At 55.3% G+C, this 16,714-nt stretch carries 16 protein-coding genes; 10 read left to right on the plus strand and 6 right to left on the minus strand.

Annotated elements, in window-relative coordinates; all coding sequences use genetic code 11:
- Positions 1 to 51: 51 nt before the first annotated feature.
- The 9 genes from murC to mutT all read left to right on the plus strand — a co-directional run bounded on the left by murC (position 52) and on the right by mutT (position 10,776).
- Positions 52 to 1,527, plus strand: coding sequence for a UDP-N-acetylmuramate--L-alanine ligase (gene murC / locus L362_RS01230; protein WP_023326695.1), 1,476 nt, complete (start codon positions 52 to 54; stop codon positions 1,525 to 1,527).
- A complete protein-coding gene (locus tag L362_RS01225) occupies positions 1,520 to 2,440 on the plus strand; it encodes a D-alanine--D-alanine ligase (RefSeq protein WP_023345436.1) in 921 nt (306 codons plus the stop codon). The genes murC and L362_RS01225 overlap by 8 nt, the downstream gene beginning before the upstream one ends.
- 1 nt (position 2,441) lies before the next feature.
- Positions 2,442 to 3,284, plus strand: coding sequence for a cell division protein FtsQ (ftsQ, locus tag L362_RS01220; RefSeq protein ID WP_023293285.1), 843 nt, complete (start codon positions 2,442 to 2,444; stop codon positions 3,282 to 3,284).
- The gene (gene ftsA, locus L362_RS01215) at positions 3,281 to 4,537 is read left to right on the plus strand and encodes a cell division protein FtsA (protein WP_006173845.1); all 1,257 of its coding nucleotides are present in this window, start codon (positions 3,281 to 3,283) and stop codon (positions 4,535 to 4,537) included. Before ftsQ ends, ftsA begins: the two co-directional genes overlap by 4 nt.
- A 63-nt stretch (positions 4,538 to 4,600) precedes the next feature.
- Positions 4,601 to 5,752 carry a cell division protein FtsZ gene (gene ftsZ, locus L362_RS01210; RefSeq protein ID WP_008501978.1) on the plus strand — a complete coding sequence of 384 codons (1,152 nt, stop codon included), beginning with the start codon at positions 4,601 to 4,603 and terminating at the stop codon, positions 5,750 to 5,752.
- Positions 5,753 to 5,853: 101 nt separating this feature from the next.
- Complete coding sequence (gene lpxC / locus L362_RS01205; RefSeq protein WP_008501977.1) at positions 5,854 to 6,771, plus strand: UDP-3-O-acyl-N-acetylglucosamine deacetylase; 918 nt, start codon at positions 5,854 to 5,856, stop codon at positions 6,769 to 6,771.
- A 278-nt stretch (positions 6,772 to 7,049) separates the two neighbouring features.
- Positions 7,050 to 7,553, plus strand: a complete 504-nt coding sequence (gene secM, locus L362_RS01200) for a secA translation cis-regulator SecM (protein WP_074165536.1) — start codon at positions 7,050 to 7,052, stop codon at positions 7,551 to 7,553.
- A gap of 58 nt (positions 7,554 to 7,611) precedes the next feature.
- Positions 7,612 to 10,317: a preprotein translocase subunit SecA gene (secA, locus tag L362_RS01195; RefSeq protein ID WP_008501975.1), complete on the plus strand. Its 2,706-nt coding sequence runs from the start codon at positions 7,612 to 7,614 to the stop codon at positions 10,315 to 10,317.
- Positions 10,318 to 10,374: 57 nt separating this feature from the next.
- Positions 10,375 to 10,776 (plus strand): 8-oxo-dGTP diphosphatase MutT, encoded by a 402-nt coding sequence (gene mutT, locus L362_RS01190; protein ID WP_008501974.1) that lies wholly within the window; start codon positions 10,375 to 10,377, stop codon positions 10,774 to 10,776.
- A 28-nt stretch (positions 10,777 to 10,804) separates the two neighbouring features.
- Here the strand turns inward: mutT and yacG are convergent, their stop codons facing one another.
- The 3 genes from yacG to coaE are packed head-to-tail and all read right to left on the minus strand — an operon-like array spanning position 10,805 to position 12,369.
- Positions 10,805 to 10,996, minus strand: coding sequence for a DNA gyrase inhibitor YacG (gene yacG, locus L362_RS01185; RefSeq protein ID WP_008501973.1), 192 nt, complete (start codon positions 10,994 to 10,996; stop codon positions 10,805 to 10,807).
- Positions 10,997 to 11,005: 9 nt separating this feature from the next.
- A complete protein-coding gene (zapD, locus tag L362_RS01180; RefSeq protein WP_008501972.1) occupies positions 11,006 to 11,749 on the minus strand; it encodes a cell division protein ZapD in 744 nt (247 codons plus the stop codon).
- Entirely contained in the window at positions 11,749 to 12,369 is a 621-nt protein-coding gene (gene coaE / locus L362_RS01175) for a dephospho-CoA kinase (RefSeq protein WP_023293283.1), read from the minus strand. The genes zapD and coaE overlap by 1 nt, the downstream gene beginning before the upstream one ends.
- A 228-nt stretch (positions 12,370 to 12,597) precedes the next feature.
- On the opposite strand from coaE, the gene L362_RS01170 reads away from it, so the two are divergent.
- Positions 12,598 to 13,641, plus strand: coding sequence for a GMP reductase (locus L362_RS01170; protein WP_008501970.1), 1,044 nt, complete (start codon positions 12,598 to 12,600; stop codon positions 13,639 to 13,641).
- Positions 13,642 to 13,682: 41 nt separating this feature from the next.
- On the opposite strand, the gene hofC is transcribed toward L362_RS01170, so the two are convergent.
- Genes hofC through ppdD form a run of 3 tightly spaced genes read right to left on the minus strand, consistent with a single transcriptional unit; the run spans position 13,683 to position 16,687 of the window.
- Positions 13,683 to 14,867: a protein transport protein HofC gene (gene hofC / locus L362_RS01165; RefSeq protein WP_023345438.1), complete on the minus strand. Its 1,185-nt coding sequence runs from the start codon at positions 14,865 to 14,867 to the stop codon at positions 13,683 to 13,685.
- Entirely contained in the window at positions 14,857 to 16,239 is a 1,383-nt protein-coding gene (gene gspE, locus L362_RS01160) for a type II secretion system protein GspE (protein ID WP_023345439.1), read from the minus strand. The genes hofC and gspE overlap by 11 nt, the downstream gene beginning before the upstream one ends.
- A gap of 10 nt (positions 16,240 to 16,249) precedes the next feature.
- The gene (gene ppdD / locus L362_RS01155; RefSeq protein WP_023345440.1) at positions 16,250 to 16,687 is read right to left on the minus strand and encodes a prepilin peptidase-dependent pilin; all 438 of its coding nucleotides are present in this window, start codon (positions 16,685 to 16,687) and stop codon (positions 16,250 to 16,252) included.
- Positions 16,688 to 16,714: the final 27 nt, after the last annotated feature.

Raw genomic sequence — 16,714 nt, forward strand, 5'->3', positions numbered from 1 at the left:
GCAGCGCGTGAAGCGCGGCACGAATTTTAAGTAGTCGATGGCGTTTAGAGAATGAATACACAACAACTGGCAAAACTGCGTTCAATCGTGCCCGAGATGCGTCGCGTCCGGCACATTCACTTTGTTGGCATCGGTGGTGCCGGCATGGGCGGTATTGCCGAAGTGTTAGCTAACGAAGGCTATCAGATCAGCGGGTCTGACCTGGCGCCAAACCCTGTAACGCAGCAGCTGGCGTCGCTTGGGGCGACTATCTATTTCAACCATCGCCCGGAAAACGTGCGCGATGCGAGCGTGGTCGTGGTCTCGAGCGCCATCTCCTCTGACAACCCGGAAATCGTTGCCGCTCACGACGCGCGCATTCCGGTGATCCGCCGTGCCGAAATGCTGGCGGAACTGATGCGTTTCCGCCACGGCATCGCGATTGCCGGGACCCACGGTAAAACCACGACCACGGCGATGGTTTCCAGTATTTATGCAGAAGCGGGTCTCGACCCGACGTTCGTCAACGGCGGCCTGGTCAAAGCCGCGGGCGTACATGCGCGTCTGGGCCACAGTCGTTATCTGATTGCTGAAGCGGACGAGAGCGACGCGTCGTTCCTGCACCTGCAGCCGATGGTGGCGATTGTCACCAACATCGAAGCTGACCATATGGATACCTACCAGGGTGACTTCGAGAACTTAAAGCAGACCTTTATCAACTTCCTGCACAACCTGCCGTTCTACGGGCGCGCGGTGATGTGCGTGGACGATCCGGTGATCCGCGAGTTGCTGCCGCGCGTGGGTCGTCAAATCACCACCTACGGCTTCAGCGAAGACGCTGACGTCCGCGTGGAAGAGTACAAACAGATTGGCGCGCAGGGACACTTCACGCTGGCGCGTCAGGACAAAGAGCTGCTGCACGTGACGCTGAATGCGCCAGGGCGCCATAACGCGCTCAATGCCGCAGCGGCAGTGGCCGTCGCGACGGAAGAAGGCATTGATGATGATGCGATTCTGCGCGCACTGGAAAGCTTCCAGGGCACCGGGCGTCGTTTCGATTTCCTCGGTGAATTCCCGCTGGATGCCGTGAACGGTAAAGCCGGTACGGCGATGCTGGTGGACGACTATGGCCACCATCCGACCGAAGTGGACGCCACCATTAAAGCCGCTCGTGCAGGCTGGCCAGACAAAAATCTGGTGATGGTGTTCCAGCCGCACCGCTTCACGCGTACGCGCGATCTGTATGACGATTTCGCCAGCGTCCTGTCACAGGTAGACACCCTGTTAATGCTGGATGTGTACGCCGCAGGCGAGACGCCGATTCCTGGTGCAGACAGTCGTTCTCTGTGTCGCACCATTCGTGGACGCGGTAAAGTTGACCCTATTCTGGTTTCTGACCCTGCGCAGGTGGCGGAAATTCTGGCACCGGTTCTGACGGGTAACGATCTGATTCTGATTCAGGGCGCGGGAAATATCGGCAAAATCGCCCGTACCTTAGCTGAAATCAAACTGAAGCCGCAAAACCAGGAGGATGAGCATCATGGCTGATAAGATTGCTGTCCTGTCTGGCGGCACCTCCGCCGAGCGCGAGGTTTCCCTGAATTCAGGCGCCGCTGTACTGGCGGGCCTGCGTGAAGGTGGCGTCAATGCGCACCTCGTCGATCCAAAAGAGGTCGACGTGACGCAGTTAAAAGCCATGGGCTTCGATAAAGTCTTTATCGCTTTACACGGTCGTGGCGGCGAAGACGGCACCCTGCAGGGGCTTCTGGATCTGATCGGTCTGCCATACACCGGCAGCGGCGTGATGGCGTCTGCTATCTCTATGGATAAACTGCGCAGCAAGCTGCTGTGGCAGGGCGCAGGTTTACCTGTTGCGCCATGGGTGGCACTGACGCGTCGCGAATTTGAATTGGGCCTGCCGGATAGCGTTAATGCACGCATTGCTGAACTGGGCTTACCGGTTATTGTAAAGCCCAGCCGGGAAGGCTCCAGCGTGGGAATGTCCAAAGTCGACAAAGCTGACGATTTAGCGTCCGCTTTAGCGCTGGCATTTCAACATGATGATGAAGTTCTGATAGAAAAATGGCTTAGCGGGCCGGAATTTACCGTCGCGATGCTTGGCGAAGAAATTTTACCGTCAATCCGTATCCAACCCGCCGGAGTCTTCTATGATTATGAGGCGAAGTATCTCTCTGATGAGACGCAATATTTCTGCCCAAGTGGTCTTGAAGCTGAGCGTGAAGACGATTTACAGTCCCTGGTGCTTAAAGCCTGGCATGTTCTGGGTTGCCAGGGCTGGGGACGCATCGATGTGATGCAGGACAAAGATGGACAATTTTATCTGCTGGAAGCCAACACCTCTCCGGGTATGACGAGCCACAGCCTTGTGCCGATGGCTGCGCGTCAGGCGGGGATGAGCTTCTCGCAGTTAGTCGTACGCATTCTGGACCAGGCGGGCTGATATGTCTCAGGCTGCATTGAACACGCGCAACCGCGATGACGAGGAAGAATACACCTCTTCACGCCGCAGTAATGGAACGCGTCTTGCAGGCATCATTTTCCTGCTCGGGGTGCTGTGCACCGTGTTTATCAGCGGCTGGATGGTCCTGGGCTGGATGGAAGATGCGCAGCGGTTGCCGCTTTCTAAGCTGGTGGTCACCGGTGAGCGTCACTACACGCGTAACGACGATATTCGCCAGTCAATACTGGCGCTGGGCTCGCCTGGCACCTTTATGACGCAGGACGTCAATATTATCCAGAGCCAGATTGAACGTCTGCCATGGATAAAACAGGCGAGCGTAAGAAAGCAATGGCCTGATGAATTGAAGATTCATCTGGTTGAATATGTGCCCATTGCGCGTTGGAATGATCAGCACATGGTTGACGTCGACGGAAATTCCTTCAGCGTCCCGGCCGATCGTGTCAACAAGCAAAATTTACCGATGTTGTATGGCCCTGAAGGCAGCGAAAACGAAGTGTTACAGGGTTTTCGTGAAATGGGTCAGGTGCTGGCGAAGGACAGGTTTACGTTAAAAGATGCTGCAATGACGGCGCGCCGCTCCTGGCAGCTTACGTTAACGAACGGCATTAAGCTCAACCTGGGACGCGGGGACACCATGAAGCGTCTGGCGCGTTTTGTCGAACTTTACCCGGTTTTACAGCAGCAGGCACAGACTGACGGCAAACGGATAAGCTACGTTGATTTGCGCTATGACTCAGGCGCAGCAGTCGGTTGGGTACCGGCTCCGGTCGAGGAACCTAATCAGCAACAGAATCAGGCACAGGTACAGGCAGAACAACAATGATCAAGGCGACGGACAGAAAACTGGTAGTTGGACTGGAGATTGGCACCGCGAAGGTTGCCGCTTTAGTAGGGGAAGTTCTGCCCGACGGTATGGTCAATATCATTGGCGTGGGCAGTTGCCCGTCACGTGGTATGGATAAAGGTGGGGTAAACGATCTTGAATCGGTGGTGAAATGCGTCCAGCGCGCCATCGATCAGGCTGAATTGATGGCAGATTGCCAGATTTCTTCTGTCTATCTTGCCCTTTCTGGTAAGCACATTAGCTGCCAGAACGAAATCGGCATGGTGCCGATTTCCGAAGAGGAAGTGACGCAGGAAGACGTTGAAAACGTTGTGCATACGGCGAAGTCCGTGCGTGTTCGCGATGAGCATCGCGTATTGCACGTGATCCCGCAGGAATATGCGATTGACTACCAGGAAGGGATCAAAAACCCGGTTGGTCTGTCAGGCGTTCGTATGCAGGCAAAAGTGCACCTGATCACATGTCACAACGATATGGCGAAGAACATTGTAAAAGCCGTTGAACGTTGTGGCCTGAAAGTTGACCAACTTATTTTCGCCGGTCTGGCGGCAAGTTATTCCGTACTGACCGAAGATGAACGTGAACTGGGTGTCTGTGTGGTCGATATTGGTGGTGGTACAATGGACATGGCCGTGTATACCGGCGGTGCGCTGCGCCACACCAAAGTGATCCCGTACGCAGGGAACGTCGTGACCAGCGATATTGCTTACGCTTTTGGTACGCCACCGAGCGATGCAGAAGCGATTAAAGTGCGCCACGGCTGTGCGCTGGGTTCTATCGTTGGCAAAGATGAGAGCGTTGAAGTGCCAAGCGTCGGTGGTCGTCCACCGCGCAGCCTGCAGCGCCAGACGTTGGCAGAGGTGATCGAGCCGCGCTATACCGAGCTGCTCAACCTGGTCAATGAAGAAATTTTACAGTTACAGGAACAGCTTCGTCAGCAGGGTGTTAAACATCATCTTGCGGCGGGGATTGTATTAACCGGCGGTGCAGCGCAAATTGAAGGTCTTGCGGCCTGTGCGCAGCGCGTCTTCCATACGCAGGTACGTATTGGGGCGCCGCTGAATATTACCGGTTTAACGGATTATGCTCAGGAGCCGTATTATTCAACGGCTGTGGGCCTGCTCCACTACGGGAAAGAATCTCATCTCAGTGGTGAAGCGGAAGTGGAAAAACGCGTCTCAGTGGGGTCGTGGGTCAAACGACTGAACAACTGGTTGCGAAAAGAGTTTTAATTTTTTTAAGAGACCGGAGAGAATTAGCGGTCTCGGGCGACAGGCACAACGGAGAGAGAAATTATGTTTGAACCTATGGAACTGACCAACGACGCGGTGATTAAAGTCATCGGCGTCGGTGGCGGCGGCGGTAACGCCGTAGAGCATATGGTGCGTGAACGCATTGAAGGTGTTGAATTCTTCGCGGTTAACACCGATGCGCAGGCACTGCGTAAGACGGCGGTAGGCCAGACTATCCAGATCGGCGGTGGTATCACCAAAGGGCTGGGAGCTGGGGCTAACCCGGAAGTGGGTCGCAATGCGGCTGAAGAAGATCGTGAAGCCCTGCGCGCTGCACTGGAAGGTGCGGACATGGTCTTCATCGCAGCAGGTATGGGTGGCGGTACCGGTACCGGCGCAGCACCTGTTGTGGCTGAAGTAGCTAAAGATTTAGGTATCCTGACCGTTGCTGTCGTGACCAAGCCTTTCAATTTTGAAGGCAAGAAGCGTATGGCCTTCGCGGAGCAGGGTATCACCGAGCTGTCCAAGCATGTGGACTCGCTGATCACCATCCCGAACGACAAACTGTTGAAAGTTCTGGGTCGTGGTATCTCCCTGCTTGACGCCTTCGGTGCAGCAAACGACGTGCTGAAAGGCGCGGTTCAGGGTATCGCTGAACTGATTACCCGTCCTGGCCTGATGAACGTTGACTTTGCAGACGTTCGCACCGTGATGTCCGAAATGGGCTACGCGATGATGGGCTCTGGCGTGGCGAGCGGCGAAGACCGTGCAGAAGAAGCGGCTGAAATGGCTATCTCTTCTCCACTGCTGGAAGATATCGACCTGTCTGGTGCGCGCGGCGTGCTGGTCAACATTACCGCTGGCTTTGACCTGCGTCTGGATGAGTTCGAAACCGTGGGTAACACCATCCGTGCGTTCGCCTCTGACAACGCTACCGTGGTAATCGGTACTTCACTTGACCCTGAAATGAACGACGAGCTGCGTGTTACCGTTGTTGCAACCGGTATCGGTATGGACAAGCGTCCTGAGATCACCTTAGTGACTAACAAGCAGACTCAGCAACCGGTAATGGATCGTTACCAGCAGCACGGTATGTCTCCGCTGACTCAGGAGCAGAAACCGGCCGCGAAAGTGGTGAACGACCCAACGCCGCAAACGGCGAAAGAGCCAGATTATCTGGATATCCCGGCGTTCCTGCGTAAGCAAGCTGATTAAGAATTGGCTGGAATTAGGGGATTTGCGCTCTTTGTGCTAAACTGGCCCACCGTTAGTGATATACACTCTCGGTTGGATAGTTAATTTGGCGAGATTATACGATGATCAAACAAAGGACACTTAAACGTATCGTTCAGGCGACGGGTGTCGGTTTACATACCGGCAAGAAAGTCACGCTGACGTTACGCCCTGCGCCGGCCAATACCGGGGTCATCTATCGTCGCACCGACTTGAATCCACCGGTAGATTTTCCGGCCGATGCCAAATCTGTGCGTGATACTATGCTCTGTACTTGTCTGGTGAACGAGCATGACGTGCGGATTTCTACCGTAGAGCACCTGAACGCCGCCCTGGCGGGTCTGGGTATCGACAACATTATTGTTGAAGTCGATGCGCCAGAAATCCCGATTATGGATGGCAGTGCTGCACCGTTCGTCTATCTGTTGCTGGATGCTGGCATCGAAGAACTGAACTGCGCGAAGAAATTTGTCCGCATCAAAGAGACCGTTCGCGTCGAAGATGGCGACAAGTGGGCTGAATTTAAACCGTACAATGGTTTCTCGTTGGACTTTACCATCGACTTTAACCATCCGGCGATTGATTCCAGCACCCAGCGCTATGCGATGAACTTCTCTGCCGATGCGTTTATGCGCCAGATCAGCCGAGCCCGTACGTTTGGCTTCATGCGTGATATCGAATATCTGCAGTCCCGCGGCTTGTGCCTGGGCGGCAGCTTCGATTGTGCCATCGTTGTTGACGATTATCGCGTACTGAACGAAGACGGCCTGCGTTTCGAAGATGAATTCGTTCGTCACAAAATGCTGGACGCTATCGGCGACCTGTTCATGTGTGGTCACAACATCATTGGTGCATTTACCGCGTTCAAATCCGGTCATGCGCTGAACAACAAACTGTTGCAGGCCGTCCTGGCAAAACAGGAAGCCTGGGAATATGTGACCTTCGAAGACGAAGCAGAACTGCCGTTGGCTTTCAAAGCGCCAAGCATGGTTCTGGCGTAACGGTTCACGCCGTTTCGTAAAAAATCGACTGGTTAACCTGGTACTCTCTCCGGCCAGGAAGACCAGTTGTTTTTATTTTTACCCTTCTTTGTTTGCCCCAGCGTTATTTCTAGTCTGTCTTGCGCAGAAAGTGTGTGCGTTAGCTGCATTCTTGACCGTTTTTCCCCGCGGCGGCACCTCATTCCTGCTGATGTGTATTGGCTTTAGTGGTAATATCTGGGCGCTTAAAAAAATAACTGAAGATAGCCTGTAGCAGGCTGGCTTATGTGGTGGAGCAAGTGAGCGGAATACTGACGCGCTGGCGACAATTTGGCAGACGTTACTTCTGGCCGCATCTCTTATTAGGGATGGTCGCGGCGAGTTTCGGCTTGCCTGCGCTCAGCAACAGTGCCGAAGCGGCGACGCCGACGAAGACGTCTACCAGCAAACACGATCTCAATACGCGGGTTAACTTTACAAATCTCGCCTGGCTTGAAGCCAGTCGCCGCCCGAATTTCTCCGTTGATTACTGGCACCAGCACGCTATCCGCACGGTTATCCGCCATCTCTCCTTCGCGATGGCGCCGCAGGCAATGCCTGTTGCGGAAGAGGCGCTGCCGGTGCAGGCGCAGCATCTTGCCCTGCTGGACACGCTCAACGCGCTGCTCACGCAGGACAGCCAGCCGCCGGTCATGGTTCGCCAGACGGCGCAACGCGCGCTCGTTCCTCCTGTTTCATTCTCTGTTTCAACCTGGATTAGCCAGGTTCACGGCATTCGCGCCGGGCCTCAACGCCTCAGCTAAATTAACTTTTTCAATACCTTAATTTATCTGCCCATGATGGGGCGTTTGAGAATTTATTATGCTAATCAAATTATTAACTAAAGTTTTTGGTAGTCGTAACGATCGTACCCTGCGCCGTATGCGCAAAGCTGTTGCCGTCATCAACGGTATGGAACCGGCGATGGAGAAGCTCTCTGATGATGAGCTGAAAGCGAAAACGGCGGAATTCCGTGCGCGTCTGGAAAAAGGTGAAACCTTAGAAAGCCTGATCCCGGAAGCATTTGCGGTCGTGCGTGAAGCAAGTAAGCGCGTGTTCGGCATGCGTCACTTCGACGTTCAGCTGCTGGGCGGGATGGTGCTTAACGAACGCTGCATCGCGGAAATGCGTACCGGTGAAGGTAAAACCCTGACCGCAACGCTGCCGGCTTACCTGAATGCGTTGACCGGTAAAGGCGTTCACGTCGTTACCGTCAACGACTATCTGGCGCAGCGTGACGCCGAAAACAACCGTCCACTGTTCGAATTCCTCGGCATGACCGTCGGCATCAACATGTCTGGCCTGCCTGCACCAGCCAAGCGTGAAGCGTATAACGCGGACATTACCTACGGTACCAACAACGAATACGGCTTCGACTACCTGCGTGACAACATGGCGTTCAGCCCCGAAGAGCGCGTCCAGCGTAAGCTGCACTACGCGCTGGTGGATGAGGTGGACTCCATCCTGATCGATGAAGCGCGTACTCCGCTTATCATCTCCGGCCCGGCTGAAGACAGCTCCGAGATGTACCGTAAGGTCGACAAAATCATTCCACACCTGCTGCGCCAGGAGAAAGAAGACTCGGATACCTTCCAGGGTGAAGGTCACTTCTCCGTGGATGAAAAAGCGCGCCAGGTGAACCTGACCGAGCGTGGTCTGGTGAAAATCGAAGAGCTGCTGGTGGCTGAAGGCATTATGGAAGAGGGCGAGTCTCTGTACTCTCCGAGCAACATCATGCTGATGCACCACGTGACCGCAGCGCTGCGTGCCCACGCGCTGTTCACCCGCGACGTCGACTACATCGTAAAAGACGGCGAAGTGATCATTGTCGATGAGCACACCGGTCGTACCATGCAGGGCCGTCGCTGGTCAGACGGTCTGCACCAGGCTGTAGAAGCCAAAGAAGGCGTGGATATTCAAAACGAAAACCAGACGCTGGCCTCTATCACCTTCCAGAACTACTTCCGTCTGTACGAGAAGCTGGCGGGCATGACCGGTACAGCCGATACCGAAGCGTTTGAATTCAGCTCTATCTACAAGCTGGATACCGTGGTCGTTCCAACCAACCGTCCGATGATCCGTAAGGATATGCCGGACCTGGTGTACATGACTGAAGCGGAAAAAATTCAGGCGATCATCGAAGATATTCGCGAGCGTACCGCGAAAGGCCAGCCGGTACTGGTGGGGACCATCTCCATCGAGAAGTCCGAAGTGGTGTCTAACGAGCTGACTAAAGCAGGCATCAAGCACAACGTTCTGAACGCCAAGTTCCACGCTAAAGAAGCAGATATCGTTGCGCAGGCAGGTTATCCGGCTGCGGTAACCATCGCCACCAACATGGCGGGTCGTGGTACCGATATTATGCTGGGCGGTAGCTGGCAGGCCGAGGTGGCTGAGCTGGAAAACCCAACGCCTGAACAGATTGCTCAGATTAAGGCCGACTGGCAGGTGCGTCACGACGCGGTGCTGGCATCCGGCGGTCTGCACATTATCGGTACCGAGCGTCACGAATCGCGTCGTATTGATAACCAGCTGCGTGGTCGTGCAGGTCGTCAGGGTGATGCCGGTTCTTCCCGCTTCTACCTGTCGATGGAAGATGCGCTGATGCGTATTTTCGCCTCCGACCGCGTGTCCGGCATGATGCGTAAGCTGGGCATGAAGCCGGGTGAAGCCATTGAGCACCCGTGGGTTACCAAAGCGATCGCGAACGCACAGCGTAAAGTGGAAAGCCGCAACTTCGATATTCGTAAGCAGCTGCTGGAATACGATGACGTGGCTAACGATCAGCGCCGTGCGATCTACACCCAGCGTAACGAACTGCTGGACGTGTCCGACGTGAGCGAAACCATCAACAGCATTCGCGAAGATGTGTTTAAAGCCACGATTGATGCGCACATTCCGCCGCAGTCTCTGGAAGAGATGTGGGACATCGAAGGCCTGCAGGAACGCCTGAAAAACGACTTCGACCTCGACCTGCCAATCAAAGAGTGGCTGGATAAAGAGCCTGAGCTGCACGAAGAGACCCTGCGCGAGCGTATCTACGAAACCGCGCTGGACGTCTACAAGCGCAAGGAAGAGGTCGTTGGCGCTGAGATGATGCGTCACTTCGAAAAAGGCGTGATGCTGCAGACGCTGGACTCCCTGTGGAAAGAGCACCTGGCGGCGATGGACTACCTGCGTCAGGGTATCCACCTGCGTGGCTATGCGCAGAAAGATCCGAAGCAGGAATACAAGCGTGAGTCCTTCTCCATGTTTGCCTCTATGCTTGAGTCGCTGAAGTATGAAGTCATCAGCACCCTGAGCAAGGTTCAGGTGCGTATGCCGGAAGAGGTGGAAGCGATGGAACAGCAGCGTCGTGAAGAAGCCGAGCGTCTGGCACAAATGCAACAGCTGAGCCATCAGACCGACGACAGCGAAGCCGCAGCGGCGATCGCCGCGCAAACCGGCGATCGTAAAGTGGGTCGTAACGATCCATGCCCGTGCGGTTCTGGTAAAAAGTACAAGGCGTGCCACGGCCGTCTGAGCTAAGTTCATAAAAAAACAAAAAGGCGCAGATTTCTGCGCCTTTTTTATGGAAGTGACAATATGAAAATACTGCAAATTGCCGTCGGGATTATTCGCAACCCGCAAAATCAAATCTTCATCACCCAGCGCGCTGCCGACGCCCATATGGCGAACAAGTGGGAGTTTCCAGGCGGTAAAATCGAGTCAGGTGAAACGCCGGAAGCGGCGCTGGTTCGCGAGCTTCAGGAGGAGGTGGGGATCACCCCGCTTGGCGCAACGCTGTTTGATAAGCTTGAATACCAGTTTCCGGACAGACACATCACGCTGTGGTTCTGGCTGGTGGAAAACTGGGAAGGTGAACCCTGGGGGAAAGAGGGGCAGCCGGGTAACTGGGTGGAGCTTCAGGCAAGTGATGCCGAAAAATTCCCGCCAGCTAATGAGCCTGTGATCCTGCGGTTAGTCGAACAACCGAAGGCCTGCTAAGCGACGCGCCAGCAGGCTTTACAGATTACTACTGGCTTTCACTCCAGTCATCGCTGTCCGAAAGATCGCCTTTACTCGGAATGCGTTTTTCTTCCGCCGCCCATTCGCCCAGGTCAATAAGCTGGCAGCGTTTGCAGCAGAATGGGCGGAATGGACTCACTTCGCCCCAGACAACGGTTTTGCCACAGGTCGGGCAGTTTACGGTGGTGACATCAGACATCGGCACTCCTTAACAACAGGCCAGTTCAAAATCGAGGCGTTCCGGCACGGTGCCATTTTCGCTGTCCAGCGGCATAAAGCGAATCGCAAAGCGGCTCTTATGCCCGGAAATTTGCGGATAAAGCTGTTCGCCAAGCGATAAATTCAGGCGCAGAAGATCGGCATCATCACCGTTGTCCTGGTAGAAACCGTTCAGGCTGGTTTGCTTGCGGAACGGCGCTGAGTTACGGATCAGATCGAGGATCAGCGACAGCGTCTGGTGCATCGGCTCCAGGCTTGCCAGCCAGCTGTTCACCTGCGCGTCACGCTGCGCTTGTGGCATATGGAGCCACATATGCAGCGTCGGCAGGTCGAAGCTGCAGCAACCGCCAGGGATGCTCAGGCGCTGGCGCACCAGGCCAATCAGGCGGTCCTCACGCAAAAACTGCCCGACGCGCGGTGCGGCCATCAGGATGCTGCTGCTGGTTTTAAGCTGCTGACGAAGGGAATCGATACGGCTTACGTCCACCCCCGGAACCTCAGCCCATGCCTGCAATTTACGCTGCTGGCGCTCCAGCTCTTTAAGCAATTCTGTGCGGACATCGCCGCGTTCAATCACATCCAGCAGATCGCCTACATTGCGGAAGAAGTGCAACGCCGTAGCGTGATCGTTAACCGGCAGATGTTGTGAAAGCTGCTGAATGAGGAATTCGATGCGTAGCCAGGTACGCATTTTTTCGTTGAGCGGATGCTCAAAAAGGATGTGAGTCGACATTATGGTTTTTCCTGTGCAACGGCCTGCCCGGCTAACGTCAGATACTGCGCGTGCAGACGGGCAACATCCGATGCAATAGCATCTGGTGCGCCGTTATTATCAATAACATCATCCGCCACGGCAAGGCGCTGAGCGCGCGTGGCCTGAGCGGCGAGAATATGTTCAGCATGCTCGCGCGAGACATGGTCTCGCATCATGGTTCTCTGGATTTGCGTCTCGGGTGTGACATCAATCACCAGTACCCGATCGGCTTTCTGATGCAGCTGATTTTCCACCAGCAGCGGAACCACCCACAAGACATAGGGCGAGCGGGCTTCGGCTATCTGACGCTGTGTTTCCTGGTGGATAATGGGATGGAGCAGGGCATTAAGCCAGGCTTTTTCCGCTGAATCGGAAAAAATGCATTCGCGAAGCTGACGGCGATTTAGCGTGCCATCGGCATTGATGATTGCCTGGCCAAAATGTTCTGCGATGGCCTTAAGCGCGGGTGTATTGGGCTCTACCACCTGGCGGGCAATAATATCGGCATCGATAATCGTGATACCCAAACGAGAAAACGCGTCTGCAACGGTACTTTTGCCACTACCGATGCCACCGGTTAATGCAACGATATACCCCATTAAATCAAATCCTGGGAATTATTCATTATTAAAATCAGTTGATTAAAACTCTCAGGTGCGCCAGCAACTGTTTAGCCCTGTTTACCGGCTTTTTACCAGGTAAATTTATAGGATTGTAGCGTAAAAAAAGAGAATTTCGCAGTCTTGCGGAGCAGGTATTAGTGCGTATGATAGCGTCACTGGAGTTGTGCTTTTAACATATTTGCCTCTAACCCCAGGAATCCGCACATGCGTATCGAAGAAGATCTGAAGTTAGGTTTCAAAGACGTTCTTATCCGCCCTAAACGCTCTACACTGAAAAGTCGCTCAGACGTTGAACTCGAACGTCAATTCACCTTTAAGCATTCCGGTCAGACCTGGTCTGGCGTGCCGATCATCGCTGCCAACATGGATACTGTGGGAACCTTTGAGATGGCAACCGCGCTGGCACAGTTCGACATCCTCACCGCCGTACACAAACATTACAGCCCTGAAGAGTGGAATGCGTTTGTGGCGTCCGCCTCTGCTGATGTGGTGAAGCACGTGATGGTCTCCACCGGCACCTCCGATGCGGATTTCGAGAAGACCAAACAGATCCTGAAGGCTAACCCGGCGCTGAACTTCGTTTGTATTGATGTGGCGAACGGTTACTCCGAGCACTTCGTACAGTTCGTCAGCAAGGCGCGTGAGGCCTGGCCGACGAAAACCATCATCGCGGGCAACGTGGTGACCGGTGAAATGTGTGAAGAGCTGATCCTCTCCGGTGCCGATATCGTGAAAGTGGGCATCGGTCCGGGCTCCGTATGCACCACGCGCGTCAAAACCGGCGTCGGTTATCCGCAGCTCTCTGCCGTCATTGAATGTGCCGATGCGGCGCACGGGCTGGGCGGCCAGATCATCAGCGACGGTGGTTGCACCATGCCGGGTGATGTCGCAAAGGCCTTCGGTGGCGGCGCGGACTTCGTGATGCTCGGCGGTATGCTGGCAGGCCATGAAGAGAGCGGCGGTACCGTAGTAGAAGAGAACGGCGAGAAATTTATGCTGTTCTACGGTATGAGCTCTGAGTCTGCGATGACCCGTCACGTCGGCGGCGTGGCAAAATACCGTGCGGCAGAAGGTAAAACCGTCAAGCTGCCTCTGCGCGGCCCAGTTGAAAACACCGCACGCGATATCCTCGGCGGCCTGCGCTCTGCCTGCACCTACGTTGGCGCCTCCCGCCTGAAAGAGCTGACAAAGCGTACGACGTTTATTCGCGTTCAGGAACAAGAAAACCGCGTATTCAACAGCCTGTAATGGCTATCGCTGGCGCATGCCCGTGCGCCAGCCCTGTTGTACTATCCCGCGCTCATCGCATCTCCCAGGTGGAATATCGGCAGGTACATTGCCACCACCAGCGTACCGATAATGACCCCCGTCACTATCAGAAGCACTGGCTCCAGAAGCGCCGCCAGATTCTCTGCACGTTGAAAGGTCTGTTCCGTATGATGGCGGGCAAGGTTTGCCAGCATGATATCCAGCGCACCTGACATTTCACCGGTTCGTAAAAGCTGAACACACAGCGGGGTAAAGATTGCCGCTCTTTGAAAGGATGACCAGACGGGAAGGCCTTTTTCAATGTCCTCCCGCACGCCGCGCAGCATTCCCTGCCAGTACTGACTTTCAACGGTCTCCTCGGCACTCTCCAGGCCCTGTAAAAAGGGGATACCTGCCTGTTGCGTGAGTGACAGCACGGTAAAGACGTGTCCCAGCTTTTGACCTTTTGCCAGTGCGCCCATCACGGGCGTATGCAGCAGGATGCACTGCCAGCGAGGATTCTGCCGCAGAGCCCAGGCGACGGCTAAGGGGGCTAATAGCAGGACGAACAACGCAAGGGCATATGACTGCATAAAGGCGGCCATCCCCATAACCATCTGTGTCAGCACGGGAAGCGGGGTATTAAACGTTTTGTAGATCGCGGCAAACTCGGGCAGGACCAGAGTGACCATCGCCAGCACGACGAGCACAGCCAGCGTCAGGACGATCGCCGGGTAGCGCAGCGCCTTTTTCACTTTTGCACTGAGCTGCTGCTGCGCTTTTTGTTGCTGCGCGAGCTGACGACAGCACACCTCCAGCTTCCCGGTCAGCTCTCCGGTTTTCACCATCGAGACATGCAGCGGGCTAAAAACGGCTGGCCACTTTTTTAGCGACTCAGAAAACGGGCATCCTTCACTGAGCTCATCGGCAATGCTTTGCAGCAGCGCCTGCCACGGTTTTAACGGATGTTGCTCTGCCAGCATTTGCAGGCTGTGGGACAGCGTCAGCCCAGCCTGCAGAAGCGAGGCGAGCTGATGAAACATCTCGTCGCAGTGGTGTGGCCGCCAGCGGTGTCGCTGCGCGCATCGGGTCAGCGTCAGAGGATGGAGGTCGTTACGCATCAGCCGGGTGAAGGCCGCATTGCGGTCTGTGGTCCAGAGTGTCCCGCTTCGGGGTTCTCCATCTTTGGTGAGCGCACGCCAGCGCCAGAGCTGATTAGCCGCCATTGGGCATTCCCAGGACGCGCAACAACTCTTCAATCGTGGTTAGCCCTTGTTCGACGGCCCTGCAGCCGTGTTCAAAAAGAGAAACCATCCCCGCCTGCCGGGCGCTCGCCTCTATGACGTCAGTTCCCGCCCCGCTGGCAATGGCCTGCTGCAGGGCATTGTCGATGGCGAGTACTTCAAAAATGGCCACGCGGCCATAAAAGCCGTGATAACAGCGATCGCAGCCGGTGGGCTGCCAGCGTGGAAGCGGCCTGGGCCATACTGAGCGAGGTAGTTGAGCCTGATCGCGGGTTTCCCGGCGACAATGTGGGCACAAACGCCGGACCAGTCGCTGGGCAATCACCATCGTCAGCGCGGAAGAAATCATCCAGCGCGCGACGCCCATCTGCTCCAGGCGAATGAGCGTTTCCGTCGTCGAGTTGGTGTGCAGGGTCGACAGCACCAGATGCCCGGTCTGGGCAGCATTAATGGCAATCCCGGCCGTTTCTCCGTCACGGATTTCGCCGACCATAATGATGTCGGGATCCTGACGTAGCAGTGCGCGCAGCACGTTCTGGAAGGTTAAACCCGCCCGGGGATTAATCTGCGTCTGGTTTAATCCGGCAAGGGGGATCTCAATAGGATCTTCCACGCTGCAGATGTTGACGTCAGGGGTGTTACGCGACTGCAGCGCGCTGTACAGCGTCACGGTTTTGCCGCTGCCGGTAGGGCCGGTGACCAGAATCAGCCCCTGCGGCTGGTGGAGAACCGCATTAAAACAGGCCAACTGTTCAGCATTCAAGCCAAGCGCTTTCGGCTCAAGGGCCTGCGGAACCTGATGCAGGAGGCGCAGCACAATTTTTTCGCCGCCGCTGCAGGGAAGCGTCGCGATCCGAAACGAGACCGGCTCATTGGCCAGTTCAATCGTAAACTGGCCGTCCTGAGGCAGCCGGCGTTCTGCAATATCCAGGTTACCCAGCACTTTTAAACGTGCGCTTAACAGGTTAGCCAGTTCAGCGGCAAGCGGAGGCTGCGGACAAAGTACGCCGTCGATACGTAAACGAATCTGGCACGCGTGCTCCATCGGTTCGATATGAATATCAGAGGCGCGCTGGTTGATTGCCTGCTGCAGCGTGTGGTTAAGGACATCTACCGTAGAGTGTGTTTGCGAAACGCCGGGCAGATGCGATTGAGACGTCAGCTGCCGGTGTTTTTCCATGCGCTCCGCGCTCCAGCACTCAATATCAATCCGTTTCTGGGTCGCGAAACGCAGCGCCTCCATGAGTTCGGTCGCGGGCTTTCCCACGACGGCAATGTTGATCCTCTCACTGTCGCTGGATAGCAGCAGTGCGTGATGGCGAAGACAAAGCGCCACGAGTTGATCGGTATTCATTCTCCGCTCCTCAGTTATTGTTGAAGCGGAAAACGTCTTCGCAGGCCTGCTTCAGAGCGCTATCAGCACTGATGTTGCAGACACGTGTCCAGCCCGTCATACCGTTACCATCGCTCCACTGCGGCGTCATGACCACTTCCAGCCCGTTAAGACTTTCCTGTCCTGTTAAGGTCACGATCCCTTTCGCTACGCTCATTCCGGAAACGTAGCGTGTCGTGGTGGGGGAAGGGATGCCGTTGCTGTTGGCATCGCAGCTCTCCACACCACCGTGATCCAGCGCGCAAAGTTCAATGGCGGTGCGGTAGGGAACGAAGGTTTGCAGCATATCGGTCAGCGCCGCTTTGCGCAGGTAGTTCTGATAGGCAGGTATGCCGATGGCGCTCAGAATCGCAATAATGCCGATGACCACCATCAGCTCAATAAGAGTGAATCCGTGTTGTCTGTTCATATCTGCTCCTTACGTTAAGTGGCGCTA

The organism is Enterobacter sp. MGH 16, assembly GCF_000493175.1.
In the GTDB taxonomy this organism is placed as follows: domain Bacteria; phylum Pseudomonadota; class Gammaproteobacteria; order Enterobacterales; family Enterobacteriaceae; genus Enterobacter; species Enterobacter roggenkampii.